The 16,693-nt window shown below is 37.6% G+C and carries 15 protein-coding genes; 7 read left to right on the forward strand and 8 right to left on the reverse strand.

Annotated features, from left to right (window positions below):
* Positions 1 to 371 precede the first annotated feature (371 nt).
* On the reverse strand, positions 372 to 1,382 hold the full coding sequence (ansA, locus tag H4J62_RS06325; protein WP_182215212.1) for an asparaginase: 1,011 nt from the start codon (positions 1,380 to 1,382) through the stop codon (positions 372 to 374).
* A 120-nt stretch (positions 1,383 to 1,502) separates the two neighbouring features.
* Complete coding sequence (gene sppA, locus H4J62_RS06330; RefSeq protein WP_182215210.1) at positions 1,503 to 3,389, reverse strand: signal peptide peptidase SppA; 1,887 nt, start codon at positions 3,387 to 3,389, stop codon at positions 1,503 to 1,505.
* A 270-nt stretch (positions 3,390 to 3,659) separates the two neighbouring features.
* On the opposite strand from sppA, the gene H4J62_RS06335 reads away from it, so the two are divergent.
* Both H4J62_RS06335 and H4J62_RS06340 read left to right on the forward strand, forming a co-directional pair.
* On the forward strand, positions 3,660 to 4,208 hold the full coding sequence (locus H4J62_RS06335; RefSeq protein ID WP_182215208.1) for an NAD(P)H nitroreductase: 549 nt from the start codon (positions 3,660 to 3,662) through the stop codon (positions 4,206 to 4,208).
* A 15-nt stretch (positions 4,209 to 4,223) separates the two neighbouring features.
* On the forward strand, positions 4,224 to 4,643 hold the full coding sequence (locus H4J62_RS06340) for an N-acetyltransferase (protein ID WP_182215206.1): 420 nt from the start codon (positions 4,224 to 4,226) through the stop codon (positions 4,641 to 4,643).
* A gap of 66 nt (positions 4,644 to 4,709) precedes the next feature.
* Here the strand turns inward: H4J62_RS06340 and asnS are convergent, their stop codons facing one another.
* Positions 4,710 to 6,110: an asparagine--tRNA ligase gene (gene asnS / locus H4J62_RS06345; RefSeq protein ID WP_182215204.1), complete on the reverse strand. Its 1,401-nt coding sequence runs from the start codon at positions 6,108 to 6,110 to the stop codon at positions 4,710 to 4,712.
* Positions 6,111 to 6,308: 198 nt separating this feature from the next.
* Here asnS and H4J62_RS06350 point away from each other — a divergent pair, with 198 nt between their 5' ends.
* Complete coding sequence (locus tag H4J62_RS06350) at positions 6,309 to 6,677, forward strand: hypothetical protein (RefSeq protein ID WP_182215202.1); 369 nt, start codon at positions 6,309 to 6,311, stop codon at positions 6,675 to 6,677.
* Between the two features lie 49 nt (positions 6,678 to 6,726).
* Here the strand turns inward: H4J62_RS06350 and bioA are convergent, their stop codons facing one another.
* The gene (bioA, locus tag H4J62_RS06355; protein WP_182215200.1) at positions 6,727 to 8,028 is read right to left on the reverse strand and encodes an adenosylmethionine--8-amino-7-oxononanoate transaminase; all 1,302 of its coding nucleotides are present in this window, start codon (positions 8,026 to 8,028) and stop codon (positions 6,727 to 6,729) included.
* A gap of 112 nt (positions 8,029 to 8,140) precedes the next feature.
* Between bioA and bioB the strand changes: the two genes are divergently transcribed.
* The 4 genes from bioB to bioD are packed head-to-tail and all read left to right on the forward strand — an operon-like array spanning position 8,141 to position 11,829.
* Positions 8,141 to 9,187 (forward strand): biotin synthase BioB, encoded by a 1,047-nt coding sequence (gene bioB, locus H4J62_RS06360; protein WP_182215198.1) that lies wholly within the window; start codon positions 8,141 to 8,143, stop codon positions 9,185 to 9,187.
* Between the two features lie 35 nt (positions 9,188 to 9,222).
* Positions 9,223 to 10,362 carry an 8-amino-7-oxononanoate synthase gene (locus H4J62_RS06365; RefSeq protein ID WP_182215196.1) on the forward strand — a complete coding sequence of 380 codons (1,140 nt, stop codon included), beginning with the start codon at positions 9,223 to 9,225 and terminating at the stop codon, positions 10,360 to 10,362.
* Positions 10,362 to 11,147 (forward strand): malonyl-ACP O-methyltransferase BioC, encoded by a 786-nt coding sequence (gene bioC, locus H4J62_RS06370; RefSeq protein WP_182215194.1) that lies wholly within the window; start codon positions 10,362 to 10,364, stop codon positions 11,145 to 11,147. Before H4J62_RS06365 ends, bioC begins: the two co-directional genes overlap by 1 nt.
* Positions 11,140 to 11,829, forward strand: a complete 690-nt coding sequence (gene bioD, locus H4J62_RS06375; protein WP_182215192.1) for a dethiobiotin synthase — start codon at positions 11,140 to 11,142, stop codon at positions 11,827 to 11,829. The genes bioC and bioD overlap by 8 nt, the downstream gene beginning before the upstream one ends.
* A 262-nt stretch (positions 11,830 to 12,091) precedes the next feature.
* Here the strand turns inward: bioD and H4J62_RS06380 are convergent, their stop codons facing one another.
* The 4 genes from H4J62_RS06380 to H4J62_RS06395 form a co-directional block, all read right to left on the reverse strand.
* A complete protein-coding gene (locus H4J62_RS06380) occupies positions 12,092 to 12,490 on the reverse strand; it encodes a type II toxin-antitoxin system HicB family antitoxin (protein WP_070373558.1) in 399 nt (132 codons plus the stop codon).
* A gap of 508 nt (positions 12,491 to 12,998) precedes the next feature.
* Positions 12,999 to 14,402 (reverse strand): alkaline phosphatase, encoded by a 1,404-nt coding sequence (locus H4J62_RS06385; protein ID WP_182215190.1) that lies wholly within the window; start codon positions 14,400 to 14,402, stop codon positions 12,999 to 13,001.
* A gap of 28 nt (positions 14,403 to 14,430) precedes the next feature.
* Positions 14,431 to 15,612, reverse strand: coding sequence for an endonuclease/exonuclease/phosphatase family protein (locus H4J62_RS06390; RefSeq protein WP_182215188.1), 1,182 nt, complete (start codon positions 15,610 to 15,612; stop codon positions 14,431 to 14,433).
* A gap of 54 nt (positions 15,613 to 15,666) precedes the next feature.
* Entirely contained in the window at positions 15,667 to 16,299 is a 633-nt protein-coding gene (locus tag H4J62_RS06395) for a TetR/AcrR family transcriptional regulator (RefSeq protein ID WP_070373560.1), read from the reverse strand.
* Positions 16,300 to 16,693: the final 394 nt, after the last annotated feature.

Genomic DNA, 16,693 nt, shown 5'->3' on the forward strand with positions numbered 1-16,693 from the left:
TGTAACATAAGTTTTATATGAGTTGAATGTGAGTTTATTTCATTAATTATACTTAACAATAGCCCAAAGCCACTGATTATTTAGTGGCTTTTCCTTTTTTGGTGTTTACTAAATATTGCCAGTTTTTTAAGGAGAGTAAAAACGGGCTACTATTATATTTAATGTTGATTTTATCCCGATCGCCGGTAACGCGTAACTGTTTATTTAAAGGATAATCCTTGTAAATCGACGAGTATAAGTACCGGTGTTGTTCTAAGTTGTTGATTTTAAATGTTTTATATTCTTTGTTTGGGCTAGGGGTGATTTGGCAGTATAGGAGAGATAAATAAGGCTGCCATGTTTCTTAATCATAGCAACCAGAGCGTAATGGTTTAATGAGTCGTGAGTTCACCACGGAGATTTTCTTGTAAAAGACGACAAATTTCAGCTTGAGGTAATTCTTTACTGAGTAAGTAATGTAGTTTAGTTAATGTTGCTTCTAGCGTCATATCACCACCACCGACAACACCACATTTACTTAATGCCACGCCCGTTGCATAACCTTCCATATTCACAGTCCCTTTTATACATTGGCTACAATTTACCACGACAATTCCTTGATGATAAGCTTGCGTTAAACAAGCAAGTAGCTGTTCATCTTGTGGCGCATTACCGACGCCATAACTGCGAATAATTAACGCTTTTACCGGTTGCTTGATAATATTGGCGACTAATTCACTAGAAATCCCTGGGTACAAATGAACAACACCTATCGGTTGTGGTGTTATTTGTGCGACCGAGAATGGTTGGGTAACAGCAACGTTGAGTTTACCTTCAAGGAGCTTAATATTAATTCCAGCTTCTAGAAGTGGCGACATATTGGGGGAATCAAAAGCGTTAAAGCCATCAGCGTAAGCTTTAATGCAACGGTTACCCCGGTATAATTTATTATTAAAATACAAGCCCACTTCATTAATGGGGTAGTTTGCCGCAATATAAAGTGAATTTAACAGATTTACTTGTCCGTCTGATCGTAATTGGCTTAACGGAATTTGTGAGCCGGTAACAATGACAGGTTTAGATAAATTTTCAAACATAAACGAAAGCGCAGAGCTGGTATAAGCCATGGTATCTGTACCATGAAGAACAACAAAGCCATCGTAATTATCGTAATTAGCTTTTATATCATCGGCAATACGTTGCCAATCTTGCGGCGTCATATTTGATGAATCAATTAATGGTGAATATTCATTAATGGTAAAGTCAGGCATCTCTTGTCGATGAAAATCAGGCGTACCATTAATCGACTCGGTTAAATGTCCTTTTACCGGAACACAACCTTGGCCGCTATTTTTCATGCCGATGGTACCGCCAGTGTAGGCGATATAAATGCGTTTTTTCATACTGTTACCTTAGAATTATTACTGTCTTGTCGTTTGGTCTGATAATCACGTGCGCTTGTTAAATATTGTTCTCTATTCACTTCCATGTGAATATAACAAAGCGATTTAGGTCACTGCGAACTAATTAATTTCACAGGTCATACATAAGGAGTAAACCCCTTGAGGATCATTAAGTATGTTGAGGTGAGATAGCTGTGCTTTCATTTCTAAAAATAATTTATCCGTATTGCTTAGAGTCATTATTTCAGTTTCAGGAAAGAAAGTCTTTGCTTGACCTAATAATCCTTGCAGGAAAAGATCTTTTGGCGTTTGTTCTATTTCAATCAATAAGGTTTCAAACGTTGCTAACTCGGCTAATTCTGCTGCTGCATTAATAGCGGTCGTTAAGTTGCCTAACTCATCAACAAGCCCTAACTCTTTCGCTTTTGCACCTGACCAGACACGTCCTTGGGCTATACTATCAACTTGCTCAAGGCTCATATTTCTATTTTCGGCGACAAGGCCAATGAAGTCTTGATAGCCTCTATTAATATTTAATTGAAATACTCTTGCCATGCCATCAGTCAGTGGGCGGGTTACACCAAATCCGGCTATATCAGTGGTACCAACGCCATCAGTGTAAACACCTAGTTTGCTTAATGAATTCTCAAAGGTCATGAAAAATCCATAAATACCAATTGAGCCGGTGATCGTTGCTGGAGAAGCTATTATTTTATCAGCAGGTGCCGATATCCAATAGCCCCCAGAAGCGGCATAAGTTCCCATTGAAGCAACAACAGGTTTTCCTGCTAACTTGATCAGTTCAATTTCTTGACGAATAATTTCAGAGGCATAAGCACTTCCACCCGGGCTATCGACACGAAGAACTACCGCTTTCACCTTATTGTTTAAACGCGCTTCTCTTAATAGTGATGCTGTACTATCCCCGCCAATGGTTCCTGGCTTTTGGCGACCATCTAAAATAGTCCCCTTAGCAACAATAACGGCAACTTTATCGGTATTTGGGTTCACCATTGGATACAAAGGTTTAGTAGCAGACAAATAATGTTTGAAACTAATATTATTATAGCTATCACCGGCTGAATTTTTTCCAACAAGTTTAATCAAAGACAGCTTCATCTCTTGACGATTTTTTAACGCGTCAACCCAAAGATTATCTAAAGCATACTGCGCAATATTACCATCAGCTTGCTCAAGTTTTGCCACTAAAACATCAGCATTTTCATCAAAGTTATCAATCGAAAATTTTCGGTTGCTTGCGACATCACTTTTATATTGTGACCATAAATCAGTTAACCATAATTTGTTGGCTTCTTTAGCCGCCGCTGACATATCGTCGCGCATGTATGGTTCTACAGCAGATTTATAGGTACCGACTCGAAATATATGTTGGCTAATAGAGAGCTTATCTAATGCAGATTTAAAATAAAGTTGATAACGGCCATAACCGTCAAGTAACAACCAACCACGAGGGTTGAGCCATACTTCATCAGCAGAGCTTGCCAAGTAATATTGGTCTTGAGAATATTGATCGCCAACAGCAATTATTTTTTTACCAGCAGCTTTAAACGTCTCTAAAGCTTGGGCAATGTCTTGTAATTTACTTAAACCCGTGCTGTTAAGTCCTTGAAGCTGTAATACGATCATTTCTATACGGCTGTCATTTTTTGCTCTTTCAATGACATTCAATAAGTCGCTAAGTAAAACTTCTGGGTTTTTTTCTTTTTCTTCTAAGGCTTCTGATATTAAAGCATCCATCGGGTCAATCGCATTCTTTTGTTCAACGATATCTCCAGTAAGATTTAACACTAAGGCTGTATTGTTAGGAACAACGATCTTGTCATCATCGCTGCCAAGTGCCGCGATAAATAAAAATAAAACCAGAAAAAAAACAACATTAATAATTATTTTTCTAAATGAATTTAATAAACTAAAAAATTTTAAAGTAACTCGTTTTAAAGCACTTTGCTTTACAGGAGCATTAGGTAACGATGTGGGTTCTGTCATAATATCCGGCACAGTTAGTATGTAATTGTAATTACTGGCTATGCTACTTAATTATTGATCACTTATGTAGTCTGATTAGTAAATAAATGTGTTATTAGCGAACTTTTTTCATTATATGTTACGCCTTTGATTTTTTGTGCAGGTCGGTTGACCCGTATTGATTATTATCTATGTTGTTTATTAAACAAGATGTAGGGATCCGCGTGCACTTTGAAGGATAACGGGTATATAATCCTTAGTATTGAAACTACCCATGAGTCTTTATAATTAATGAATGCCAAAGAATTATTATTAAAACGACAATCTAATCCTAGGTTAATATCACCAGCCCCTGTTGCTAGCGATGTTGAATTTATATTGAACGCTGGAATGCGTGTTCCTGATCACGGTTGTTTATCACCATGGTTTTTTACCCTTGTTAAAGAACAAGGGTTAGATAAGTTAAGCCAGATATTTGAAGATGTCGCTAAAGTTCATCAGTTTACTGAAGCTAAAATACAAAAAGCCAAAAATATGCCGTATCGTGCACCGTTAATTATCGTTGTTAGCACGCGGTATCAAGCGCACGACAAAGTGCCTAAATTTGAACAAGCAATCGCAGCAGGTTGTTGTGCCCATGCTATGCAAATGGCTGCCTTTAGTTTAGGTTATGGCGCTGTGTGGCGAACGGGTGACTTTAGCTACGATTCATCAGTAAAACGTGGTTTAGGAATAGACCAAGACGATGATATTATTGGATTTATTTACATAGGCACCGCCGAAAACGATCGTCCTATTAAACCCGCTAAAAGCTTAACGTCTCATGTTTCATATTTGTAAAATAAAGGGGGAGCGATGAATATTGAAGTTTTGGATGCGCCTGAGCAAGCACTAATAGATTTTTTAGATAAAAAAATTGCAGATTTCAATTGGGCTCACTGGGAAGTAAGCGAACGAAAGCCATTAGCTATTCAAATAAAGGACGAACTAGGTAACATTATTGCTGGTTCATCCGCACGCACCTTTGGTAATTGGCTGTTAATTAATACGCTGTGGGTTGACGAGTCACTTCGTGGTAAAAAAATGGGTGTTAAGATATTAGCACAACTTGAAACTGCAGCAGTGGCGAGGGGATGTACGTTAAGTATGCTTGATACTCTGAACTTTCAAGCAATGCCGTTTTATGAAAAGCAGGGTTATCAAACAAAATGGGTACAAGAAAATTATCCAAAAACAGGCTGTAAATATTTTATGGTAAAAGAACTTACTAAGTAAACTAGATATTTCACCCATAAAAAAACCTCAATAATGAGGTTTTTTTATGGGATTATTATTCTTAGCCTAGAACGCAGCGTTGTTTGGCGTTCTTGGGAAAGGAATTACGTCACGAACGTTTTGCATACCGGTAGCATAAGCCACTAAACGTTCAAAACCTAAACCAAAACCTGAATGAGGAACAGTGCCGTAACGACGTAAATCGCGATACCAACTGTAATCATCTTGGTTTAAATTCATTTCGGCTAAACGCGCATCAAGTACATCAAGACGTTCTTCACGTTGGCTACCACCAATGATTTCGCCAATGCCTGGTGCTAAGATATCCATAGCCGCAACGGTTTTGCCATCATCATTTAAGCGCATGTAAAATGATTTAATATCTTTAGGGTAATTTTGTAACACGACAGGGCCATTAAAATGTTCTTCGGCTAAGTAACGCTCGTGCTCTGAATTAAGATCAACACCCCAAGACACTTTGTTTTCAAATTTCTTATCACTATTTTCTAATATTGTAATAGCGTCAGTGTAATCTAAACGGACAAAATCATTATTAATAACAGAATTCATACGGTCAATAACTGTTTTATCAATGCGTTGTTGGAAGAAATTCATGTCATCACTACGTTCATCAAGCACAGCTTGGAAGACATATTTCAGCATTTCTTCTGCGAGGTCAGCAGCATCAGACAAATCAGCGAAAGCGATTTCTGGTTCAATCATCCAAAATTCTGCAAGATGACGTGTTGTGTTAGAATTTTCAGCACGGAAGGTCGGTCCAAAAGTATAAACTTTTGAAAGGGCACATGCATAAGTCTCAACGTTCAATTGACCTGAAACGGTTAAGAAAGTTTCTTTACCAAAAAAATCTTTAGCGTAGTCAACATTACCTTTATCGGTGCGAGGTAAGTTTTCCATATCAAGCGTACTAACACGGAACATTTCGCCAGCGCCTTCACAATCTGAGCCAGTAATTAACGGCGTGCTGATCCAAAAGTAACCTTTACTGTGTAAAAAGCGATGTACCGCTTGAGCTAACGTATTACGAACACGAGCAACAGCTCCGCCCATATTAGTACGAGCACGAAGATGTGCTTGCTCTCGTAAAAATTCAATGCTGTGACGTTTTGCTGCCATAGGATAGGTATCAGGATCATCAACCAAACCAAGTATCTCTACTTTAGTTGCTTGAATTTCAAAAGATTGGCCTTGGCCCGGAGACTCAACCAAAATACCGGTGACTTTAACTGAAGCACCCGTAGTCAATTTTAATATTTCTGATTGATAATTATCGAGATCACTGGGTGCGATAGCTTGAATCGCATCAAAACATGATCCATCATGAACCGCTAGGAATGAAATACCTGCTTTAGAATCACGGCGAGTGCGGATCCATCCGTGTACTGTAACTGCTTCACTTACTGGGTACTTACCAGCAAGTACATCAGTGATTGAGATAACTGACATTATCAACCTCTTTTCTTTATTTAATTATTGTCATAGATTTTGTCGGTGCACAGACCCAGTGTAGAATACTGAATTTATTTGCACTAACTTTAAGGTGTGATATGTTACCTTTACTGCGGTGTTTAACAAGTAAAAGTTGCTGATCCGGTCTATATAAAAACAAAAAACAGTAATATTGACTTTAGAGGGTTTGAATCAATGATATTGGGATTAAAAAACAGGCGACATTCAACAGATTTTTGGGTTCTCTTAAGCCGAACTTTGGCATTAAGCGGATGGATATTATTCATTTTTGCTATTGTTATGTCTTATTATGCTGCACCAGAGCAAGATTATGGTTTATTGCGCTTTAGAAATATCGAAATAAGGCAATTTTGGTTAACGCCATTAACGGGCTATTTATATATCGTGCTTTGGGTAAGTGCACTTTGTAGTTACCTTTGTTTGGTTGTCGATCACTATCGCACTAGAAGAGAACAAGACAGTAAGCATTTTAATATCGTTCTGCTACTAACGATAACGGTTGCTTGGGTCATCTATATATTAGTGAAACTTAACTTGGCGTAAGATTATTAATAATTCTACGCCGTTTTACCTAACAGCAAATCTGTATCGGTTAATCTTCAAAACACTGCTGCTCATCGAGTACCGTGCTTATCGCCTTAACAAGTTTCGCTAAAGCCCGTTCATCACTAATAAAGGGCGGCATAATATAAATAAGCTTGCCAAACGGTCTGATCCAGACACCCAATTCAACAAATCTTTTTTGTATCTTTGCCATATTAACCGCAACCCTTGTTTCTACCACACCTATACCGCCTAAGACGCGGGCATTTTTTACTCTTGAATGTTGATTTAACACTAATAAGTGTCGCGTTAAATAATCTTCAATAAAACTCACTTGCTGTTGCCATTCTCCTGTTGCCAAAAGCTCTAGACTTGCATTTGCTACCGCACAAGCCAGCGGATTAGCCATAAACGTTGGGCCGTGCATAAAACATCCGGCTTCTCCATCACTGATGGTCTTTGCGATTTCTTGCGTACACAAAGTTGCTGCCAGGGTCATATAACCGCCGGTCAGGGTTTTTCCTAAACACATAATGTCAGGACTTATATCCGCCCAATGACAAGCAAACAATTTTCCTGTACGGCCTAAACCCGTAGCAATTTCATCAACAATAAATAACACCTGATATTGGGTACATAAGGCGCGACAAGCTTTTAAATACTCAGGATGATAAAAGCGCATACCACCAGCACCTTGGACAATAGGTTCAATAATAAAGGCGGCAATATCATTATGGTGTTGTGCAAATAAGGCTTTTAATGGCGCTAACTCAGCGTTATCCCAAGGTTGATAAAAATCACACTGTGGCGCAGGAGCGAAAATGTTTTTCATTAATACACTTTCAAAAATTTGGTGCATACCATTAACAGGATCGCATACCGACATTGCGGCAAAAGTATCACCATGATAACCATTTTTAACGGTCAATAATTTATGCTTCTCACTTTTGCCCTGACTGTGCCAATACTGTAATGACATTTTTATGGCAACTTCTACCGATACAGAGCCAGAGTCTGATAAAAAAACTTTTTGTAGCGGCTCTGGTGTGATCTCAATGAGCTTCTTACACAAGTTAATAGCGGGTTCATGCGTTAGGCCCCCAAACATAACATGTGCCATCTTTTGTGTTTGATCAACAAGCGCCTGATTTAACTTTGGATGATTGTAGCCGTGTAAAACAGACCACCAGGACGACATACCATCAACAAGTTCTTCACCCGTAGCTAACTTTATATAAACGCCCTTGGCCGATTCAACTAAGTATGAGGGCAGAGGGTTTGACATCGATGTGTAGGGATGCCAAACATGTTTCTTATCAAAATCGATTAAATCTGTGTGTTTTTTGTTCATATGTAAAGCTTGCAATGTTTTTTATGTTGACAATTAATGACTGGCGTATAGATTACCTGCTAATATTTAGCGATGCAATTTTCACATTTACATTTTACAGTAAAGGTTTCACATGTCACAAACGAATATACCTCGTCATGATTGGTCAATAGCAGAAGTGGAAGCATTGTTTGCTCGACCTTTTAGTGACCTTATGTTTCAAGCTCAAACCGTTCATCGTGAACACTTTAATCCTAATGAAGTACAAGTTAGTACCTTATTGTCAATCAAAACAGGTGCTTGTCCTGAAGATTGTAAATATTGCTCGCAAAGTGCACGCTATAATACTGATGTTCAAAAAGAACGTTTGATGGAAGTTGAAAAAGTATTAGAAGCAGCAAAGGTAGCGAAAGACCAAGGGTCAACGCGTTTTTGTATGGGGGCAGGTTGGAGAAATCCAAAAGCTCGTGATATGCCCTTTGTGTTAGAGATGGTCAAAGGTGTTAAAGCACTTGGCTTAGAAACCTGTATGACATTAGGCATGATTAACGGAGGTCAAGCCGATGAATTACAAGAAGCTGGGTTAGATTATTATAACCACAACTTAGATACTTCTCCTGAACATTATAACTCTATTATTACCACACGCAGCTATCAAGACCGATTAGATACACTGCAAAACGTCCGTGATTCGGGAATGAAAGTTTGTAGTGGTGGTATTGTTGGTTTAGGCGAAAATGCTCAAGACAGAGCGTCATTTTTAGCACAATTGGCTAACTTACCTAAACATCCTGAAAGTGTTCCAATTAATATGCTGGTAAAAATTGCCGGAACACCACTCGCAGATGTTGACGATTTAGAAGCTTTTGATTTTGTTCGTTGTATAGCGGTTGCACGTATTATGATGCCTAAAAGCCATGTGCGTTTATCAGCTGGGCGCGATGCAATGAACGAACAAATGCAAGCAATGTGTTTCTTAGCCGGTGCCAACTCAATATTCTACGGTTGTAAGTTGTTAACTACAGGCAACCCTGAAGCCAATAAAGATATGCAGTTATTTGCAAAATTGGGCATTAATACTGAAACAGTGGCCACCGATGATATTGAGACTGAGCAAAATATAACGACTGCCGTTGTCAATCAGCAAAATAAAGAACTTTTTTACGACGCTGCGCTTTAACGTTTATTTACTGATCAAGAGCCAAGCTGAAATTTATGTCTTTTAACTTTATTGCTGAGCAAGTCGCTCAGCAAAAAGAAAAATCACAATATCGCCAACGCCAATGTATAAGCGAGCAAAATGGCCGAGAGGTGGTTGTTGCAGGAAAACGCTATTTAAATTTTTCTTCTAATGATTATCTCGGCTTAAATCATCACCCTTCAATAAATAAAGCCTGGCAAGAAGGTGTCGATAAATACGGCAGTTGCGCAAGTGCTTCCAGTTTAATAACCGGTTTTCATTATGCACACCAAGCTTTAGAAGATGAAGTTTGTCAGTGGTTAAATAAACCACGGTGCTTACTTTATAGCAGTGGTTTTGCAGCTAATTCCGGTGTATTACAAGCCTTGGGTAAAAAAGACTGCCAATTTTTTCTAGACAAGTTAAGTCACGCTTCTTTAATTGATGGTGCTCTGGCTAGTGAAGCTTCAGTGAAGCGATATTTACACAATAATCATCAGCAACTTGAACAATATTTAGCGAAAAGTCCTGTTGACAATAAACTGATTATTTCTGAAGGTATTTTTAGCATGGATGGCGATCGCGCAGACGTTAGCCAGTTAATTATGATTGCTCAGCAGCAACAAGCTATGCTTTACATGGATGATGCACACAGTATTGGAATTATTGGTCATGCCGGTCAGGGCAGTAGTAGCTTTGGTCAGGTCGATATAGTAATGGCAACTTTTGGCAAAGCTTTAGCCACTAGTGGTGCATTTATCGCTTGTGATGAAGATGTTTATGATTACTTAGTCAATTTTTCTCGTCATTATATTTATTCAACCGCAATTTCCCCCGCCGTTGCTTGGGCGACAAAAACTAGTATCAAGCTTGCTCAAAAAGAGTCTTGGCGCAGAGATAATATTTTTGAATTGAGCGCGCTTTTATCAAATAAACTTGATAGTCAAATAACAATAATTCCGTCATCCTCTTCTATTCACGCTATTGTTATTGGCAGCGAAAAAAGAACACTAGAAATATGTCAACATTTGAAAAACAGAGGTATTTGGCTAACCGCGATACGCCCACCAACGGTTGCTAAAAACAGCTCAAGGTTACGCGTTACCATTACAGCTAACCATAAAGAATGTGATATCAATTACTTAGCTAATTGTTTGAATGAGGTTTTACGTTAATGCCTGAAGTGTTAAACAGAATTAAAATAGCCAAGTCATTTGGCTTAGCGAGTCAGTCGTATGATATTTCATCTCGATTACAACGCTATACGGGTAAGCACTTAATGTCTTTATTACCCAACCGTTCAGATCTAACTGTCGTCGACTTAGGCTCAGGTACCGGTTTTTTTACTGACATTCTTGCCAGTAAATTTCAACAAACTATTGGCGTTGATATCTCCGCTAAAATGCTGTCTTTTGCTCAAGAAAACCGCAGTAAGGAAATCTGCTGGTTAGAAGCTGATGCGTATTACCTGCCTTTTAAAGCCAACACAATTGATGTTATTTATTCTAATTTGGTTATTCAGTGGTGTGATCCACTCGATGATATTATTGAAGAAATATTACGCGTGCTCAAACCAGGAGGATTGTTTATATTTTCCACCTTACTCGATGGCACATTACATGAGTTAAAATCATCTTGGGCACAAGTCGATGATGAACAGCACGTGATTGACTTTAAAACAGATGCAAACCTAAAAGCTATTTTTGATAAGGCCTCATGTAAATTACTTGAACAAAAAACTCAAGACTTAGTATTAGAATATCAAAATGTTATACATCTAGCGCGAGAGTTGAAAGGGCTAGGCGCAAACCATGTCCCTAAACAGCAAGGCAAGGGTTTAGCGGGTAAAGATAAATGGCAAAAGATGACTAATTGCTATCAAGACTTTCAAGAGCCTAGTGGTATTTATCCGGCGACTTATAAGGTGTATTCTGCAATTATGGTAAAATTAAATGCTTAAAATTTTTATTACTGCCACAGATACTGATGCTGGAAAAACCTATTTTGCGCAAATACTCACCGCAGCCTTAGTTAAAAAAGATTATCAAGTTGCTGTATTTAAACCTATATCTGCAGGGTGTGAGCTTAAGCATACAGCGCAGGGTGAAATACTGGTCAATGAAGATGCACAATTATTGTTGCAGCAAGCAAACTGTGGACAAGGTATTAGTGAAATTAACCCTATTGCATTTGAACCGGCAATAGCACCACACATCGCCGCTAATTTAATGAATGTTGACATTAAACTCGCTGATATAAATGCGGGTTACGAGCGAATTATTGCTAGGGCTTGCGATATTGTTATCACTGAAGGTGCAGGGGGATGGCGACTACCTTTAGGTAAAGGTAGGTTTTTATCTGAGTTCGTACAGCAGACAAAACAGCAGGTAATATTGGTGGTGAATATGAAACTAGGGTGTTTAAATCATGCGGTTCTCACCTATGAAGCGATAGTTGCCGATGGTCTTGATTGTATTGGTTGGGTAGCAAACTGCGTTGAGCCAATGAATTATCTCGCTGAAAATATAGCTGAACTCAAAACACTTATTCCAATTCCAATGATTGCTCAACTCGGTTTTGAAACAGATATCAATAAAGCCAGTTCAAACGTTAATGTATCGTCGATAACGGCACGGCTTTAGCGACTAGTTTTACTTTAAATTATAGATAGAACAAGCAATAAGTGAGTGCCTTATCTGATTTATTGCTTGGTTTATTAATAGATAATTATCAGGCTTTTATCCTTACGAAAAAAGTCTAACGATAAAAGACTATTATCAATTTAATGCACTCCCTTTAACAATCCTCACAACTAATCTTGCAGTGTTTATCACCATGAACCTTGTTAAGTCTTACTCTTTCTTATTTTTCCATAATTTATAAATAATAATTCAGGGAAAACTCTTATTTATTTAACTCACTGATACACGCGCTTGCGATAAAGCCGGAACGTGTTTTATAAGTTGAAGACTTACTGACTCGGTTATCAATTTGTTTAATCAACAACTCCGGTAAGGTGACATTGATTTTATGACTTTTCCCTAAATAGGGTGTTATATCGATATCAAGAATACACCAAATAACATTTGGATAGGCTGTTAGATGATTTTCAATCGTTGTAGCGTGTGGGATGGCTTCACCATATTCGGCCAATATAGAAAGGTGTGCAGCGATGCTGTCATTAATATTGTTTAAAGAGACATCAATACTCTCACCATTACCTACACAACCGGGTAAGTCAGGGACGTATGTTTTGTAGTTTTCAACGCCAATTATTTTCTTTAATGCGATAGGGTATTTCATTGTTTTTGCCTCTTTAATTAACGCCCTTAAGTGTAACTCCAGCAACCCCGAATAGCAACAACATAACAACCCTGATAACTCCTTACTTAACCACTTAGTAACCCCAGTAACTCCTGCGATTACCGCGAAGACAACCCTAGTAACTCCAGCTGTGTTACGAAGTGATTGGTCACTTAGCACTAGACACCTTGAAAATAAGGAAAAGTGATAACGAGTTAAATTTTATCGTTATAGATAGGCAAGAATGCTTTAACGAAGCTAATACAGGGGGGTTGGGGTTACTTTGATTGAGTTGTTTGAGGGAGATTAACAAACAACAAAGGATTTTTAGCGACTCTTTCTAGCTGAATTATTCACATAAAGTAAGGTAGTAAAGGTATGGATAAACGTTTAATCAATAAAATATTTATTGATGAGATAAAGAGGTTTTATAGCAGGGAGTGTAGTTTTTGAACACAAAAAAAACGGCTAATTTTCATTAGCCGTTGTTATATTATTAACGTGGAGGTTACTTTTTACCGAGTAATAAAAATATTTGTTTAGCTACGTCGGTATTATCAACCTTGCCCTTTAAGACTTCACTGCTTTTACCTAGTGTATGTAAAGGAACATCAATTGCGGTGTGGCCACCTGATGTCCAGCCAGTGTTTGTTCTAATATCTATAATGTTTTTAATTGCACTTGATATGATGTTATTCATGGTGGGCTCTTTAGTCTTTAGTTTTTCTTGTTCATCAAGTGATTTGTAAGTAGCAATTTCCTCAACTGCAAATATTTTCGCCGCTTCAATTTGTTCAACTTCGTTATTTGTTACATCGAAGTTAAGCAATTTACTTAATTCTTGTTGTGTTATTTGGCTGTTAGCTAACTGTTTAGCTATTGTGCTTGGTGAACTTTTCATTGTGCGTAAAACTTCAGGGTGCCACTCATACTTGCCACGTGCACCAACGGTTAAACCACCCGTACTATGATCAGCTGTTAATATAACTAACGTATCAGGGTTTTGTTTTACGTACTCTTCTAAGTACTCCATCGTTTGAGCTAAATCTGACATTTCAGCCATCGCCGTTGCTATATCATTAGAGTGACCAGCCCAATCTACTTGACTAGCTTCAACGAGCATAAAATAACCTTTACTATTTTCTAGTTGTTTAATTGCAACTTTAGTCATGGCGGATAAACGATATGGGTCACTATCATCTAAGGCTGACGGTAAACCAGTATCATCAAAAAGACCAATAACAGGCATATCTGCTTTAAGCGTGTTTAAGGCGTTGTAGTTATCAATATACTGAAATCCTGACGCTTTAAATTCTTCAATTAAATTTCTATCTTCACGTATAAAGTATTTCCAGCCCCCCCCAAAATAGACATCTGCTTTTATACCGTTATCTATATAGCTATCGGCAATAGCATTATAATTATTTCTGCTTTCATTATGTGTTAAATATCCAGCAGGGGTCGCATGATTTATTTGTGATGTTACGACAATACCTGTTTTTTTGCCTTGTTTTCTGGCAAATTCAAGTACAGTTTCAACGCTGTTTTTATTGACGTCTAAAGCAATTGCGCCGTTGTAAGTTTTATAACCCGTGGCAAGTGCAGTAGCACCAGCGGCGGAATCAGTGACAACACCAGAAACACTTGCCGGATAAGTACTAGCTGAGCCAACAAGTAAACGGTCAAATACTGTTTCTTCTACAATGTCAGTTGTTGGGTCGTCGTTAAAGTATCGGTACGATGTTGTATAAGCGGGCCCCATGCCATCAGCTATCACCATAATGATATTTTTTGGTGAAGGAGTATTCTTAGCAGTCTCTGTATTTAAAAGCATTGCTGTTGAGTCATTATCAATCGTTTGACAGGCTGTTAATGCAAGTATAATGCTAACAGCAGATAGGAGTTTTTTCATTTTTATCTTCTTATATAAGTGTTAATAATTAATAAGGGTTGGTGATTATTTCAGATGACTCTTTAGTCTTCAGTAACAGGTCAATCCATACCATACGGTGATCGGAAGATGCTGCTCTGTTTTTTATTAACCTAAAAGTCTCTTCATTTTCTGTTGGCCAGTAAACGCCTGATTTTTCAATAACTAATCCATATTTCGATGGTAACGCGTAATCGGCTCTCATTCGCCAGGAGGCCGTATGGTAATTTGCATGTTCGTTATTTTTACTGTGCTGTTTTCCCCCTTCACTTTGGGGTAATGCATCTTGAATTTTATCATTATTTAGTAAGCTTGATATGGCCGAATTTAACGCATCACCCTCAACATTAGATGCATTAAGATCACCCAAAATAACAAAAGGTTCAAGGGATTTCAAACCTCCTTTTTGACCCTTGTCATCGTAAATGTATGCTGATTTTTCTGGCGAAATGTAATCATCCCAAAAACGAATTTCATCATGATTACGGTTACCATTTCTATTTTCTGGACCATCAAATATCGGCGGTGTAGGGTGGCTTGCTAAAATATGAACGACTTGCCCATTAACCTCAACCGGAATATCCCAATGAGATTTAGAAGATAAACGCATGTTTTGCCAAGCTTCATCACTAAACCAAGATGTCGAGGTTTTAGGATCTAAAGGTTGAAGGGCGTTAGGCATATCTCGCCACTTAAAGTACTGGAAGGTACGAATAGCGTTACTATTAATCGGGTGCTTTGACAAGAGTACCAAACCAAAGTGACCTGAAAAATGTCCGTAACCAAAACCATCACCCGGCAAAACACCTTGTTTACCGTCGCCATCTAGATCATAGCCTGAATTGACACCCGTATTAACGGGTCCTTGATAAAAATAAGGAAAATCAATTTCTTTTTGTCCATTTTGGCTTTTGTTCAAATAACGTTTAATGAAAGTCTTTAGGGCGTGGTGTTGGTTATTATTGCTATTATCTTGATTATCAAATTCATTCAGTAAAAGAATATCTGGGTTATTACGCTGAATAATTTCTGCAATATTTTTAATTTGTTGATGATCACTGTCTATGGCTATTTGCAGGGTGTTATTTGAAATATTAGGAGCCTCAGAACTCAGCGCAGACTGATAGTTTAAAGCCTCCATACTTACATTAAATGTTGCTATTTTAAGAGGCTGTGCTTGTGTTCTACTCATATAAGTTAGTGCTAATGTTAAGTAATAGGTTAAGTATCGATGATTATGTCAACGTTAGTGCAAACCGCAGCCACGTAAAATCATGTCAGTTAGAAAAGCGATGACATCTTCAACATCTTCATCTTCGTAATCCGCTCTATTCATAATCGTTAAAATTTGTGTTTCAAAATCGGCATAGTGTTGAGTTGCTGACCAAATAAGAAAAATTAGATGAGTAGGGTTAACATCGCGCATTTCGCCATTATCTATCCATTGCTGGAATAGTTGTGCTTTCTCTCTCACCCATTTTCTTTGATAGGTACGAGCAAAATCTTTCAAATGTTGTGCACCTTGAATAATCTCCATGGCATATATCTTTGAAGATTCAGGGTGTTTAAAAGACATCCTTACTTTTGCTTCAATAAATTTTTCAATAGCTGCTTTAGGACCGTCTTCAGGATTTATATCACCTATGCCTTCGTCCCACATTTGTAGGGTATGTTCTAGTACGGCATGGTATATATTTTCTTTATTCTTGAAATAATAAAGTATATTAGCCTTAGGTAGGCTTGCTCTATCGGCAATGGATTGTACCGTAGCGCCTTTATACCCTTGTAAAACAAATTCTGTACTAGCCGCTATTAAAATCTTGTGCTGGCTTAGTGCGCGAATATTCCCTGTTTTTTTTATTTCTTTGTTATTTTTCATTAAGTTGCTCAATATTTAAAATGCATAAATAAAACATTTTTAAGTTAAATTGTTATTATAATTTTACTTTAATACTATCTGTTGACCAAATAGTTAACTTTTATGGTTTGTTATACTTATCTTTATTTTATCATTGATTTAAATCACTAAATGCCATTTTTCAATGAAATTCTACTATAAATGTTTAGCCATTTATATGAAAGGGAACTTTAGTGCTTTAGTTGATGTTTTTAATTTCTCTATATAAAAACATTTAGTTAAATAATGAGTATTAATTGGCTTAAGGCCATGTATATATAGCTAATTGTTTATTATGGTTTGTTTTTTATCTAAATTGGCTCACTAAGCTTATAACTAAAAAGCCTTAAACCTGTTTATAGATAACAATATCTTA

The organism is Colwellia sp. BRX8-5 (assembly GCF_014077325.1).
Taxonomy (GTDB): domain Bacteria; phylum Pseudomonadota; class Gammaproteobacteria; order Enterobacterales; family Alteromonadaceae; genus Colwellia_A.

Bases quoted from the DNA above. Each gene is read 5' to 3' on its own strand.
- ansA (WP_182215212.1), bottom strand. From the start codon at position 1,382: ATGAAAAAACGCATTTATATCGCCTACACTGGCGGTACCATCGGCATG.
- sppA (WP_182215210.1), bottom strand. From the start codon at position 3,389: ATGACAGAACCCACATCGTTACCTAATGCTCCTGTAAAGCAAAGTGCT.
- H4J62_RS06335 (WP_182215208.1), top strand. From the start codon at position 3,660: ATGAATGCCAAAGAATTATTATTAAAACGACAATCTAATCCTAGGTTA.
- H4J62_RS06340 (WP_182215206.1), top strand. From the start codon at position 4,224: ATGAATATTGAAGTTTTGGATGCGCCTGAGCAAGCACTAATAGATTTT.
- asnS (WP_182215204.1), bottom strand. From the start codon at position 6,110: ATGTCAGTTATCTCAATCACTGATGTACTTGCTGGTAAGTACCCAGTA.
- H4J62_RS06350 (WP_182215202.1), top strand. From the start codon at position 6,309: ATGATATTGGGATTAAAAAACAGGCGACATTCAACAGATTTTTGGGTT.
- bioA (WP_182215200.1), bottom strand. From the start codon at position 8,028: ATGAACAAAAAACACACAGATTTAATCGATTTTGATAAGAAACATGTT.
- bioB (WP_182215198.1), top strand. From the start codon at position 8,141: ATGTCACAAACGAATATACCTCGTCATGATTGGTCAATAGCAGAAGTG.
- H4J62_RS06365 (WP_182215196.1), top strand. From the start codon at position 9,223: ATGTCTTTTAACTTTATTGCTGAGCAAGTCGCTCAGCAAAAAGAAAAA.
- bioC (WP_182215194.1), top strand. From the start codon at position 10,362: ATGCCTGAAGTGTTAAACAGAATTAAAATAGCCAAGTCATTTGGCTTA.
- bioD (WP_182215192.1), top strand. From the start codon at position 11,140: ATGCTTAAAATTTTTATTACTGCCACAGATACTGATGCTGGAAAAACC.
- H4J62_RS06380 (WP_070373558.1), bottom strand. From the start codon at position 12,490: ATGAAATACCCTATCGCATTAAAGAAAATAATTGGCGTTGAAAACTAC.
- H4J62_RS06385 (WP_182215190.1), bottom strand. From the start codon at position 14,402: ATGAAAAAACTCCTATCTGCTGTTAGCATTATACTTGCATTAACAGCC.
- H4J62_RS06390 (WP_182215188.1), bottom strand. From the start codon at position 15,612: ATGAGTAGAACACAAGCACAGCCTCTTAAAATAGCAACATTTAATGTA.
- H4J62_RS06395 (WP_070373560.1), bottom strand. From the start codon at position 16,299: ATGAAAAATAACAAAGAAATAAAAAAAACAGGGAATATTCGCGCACTA.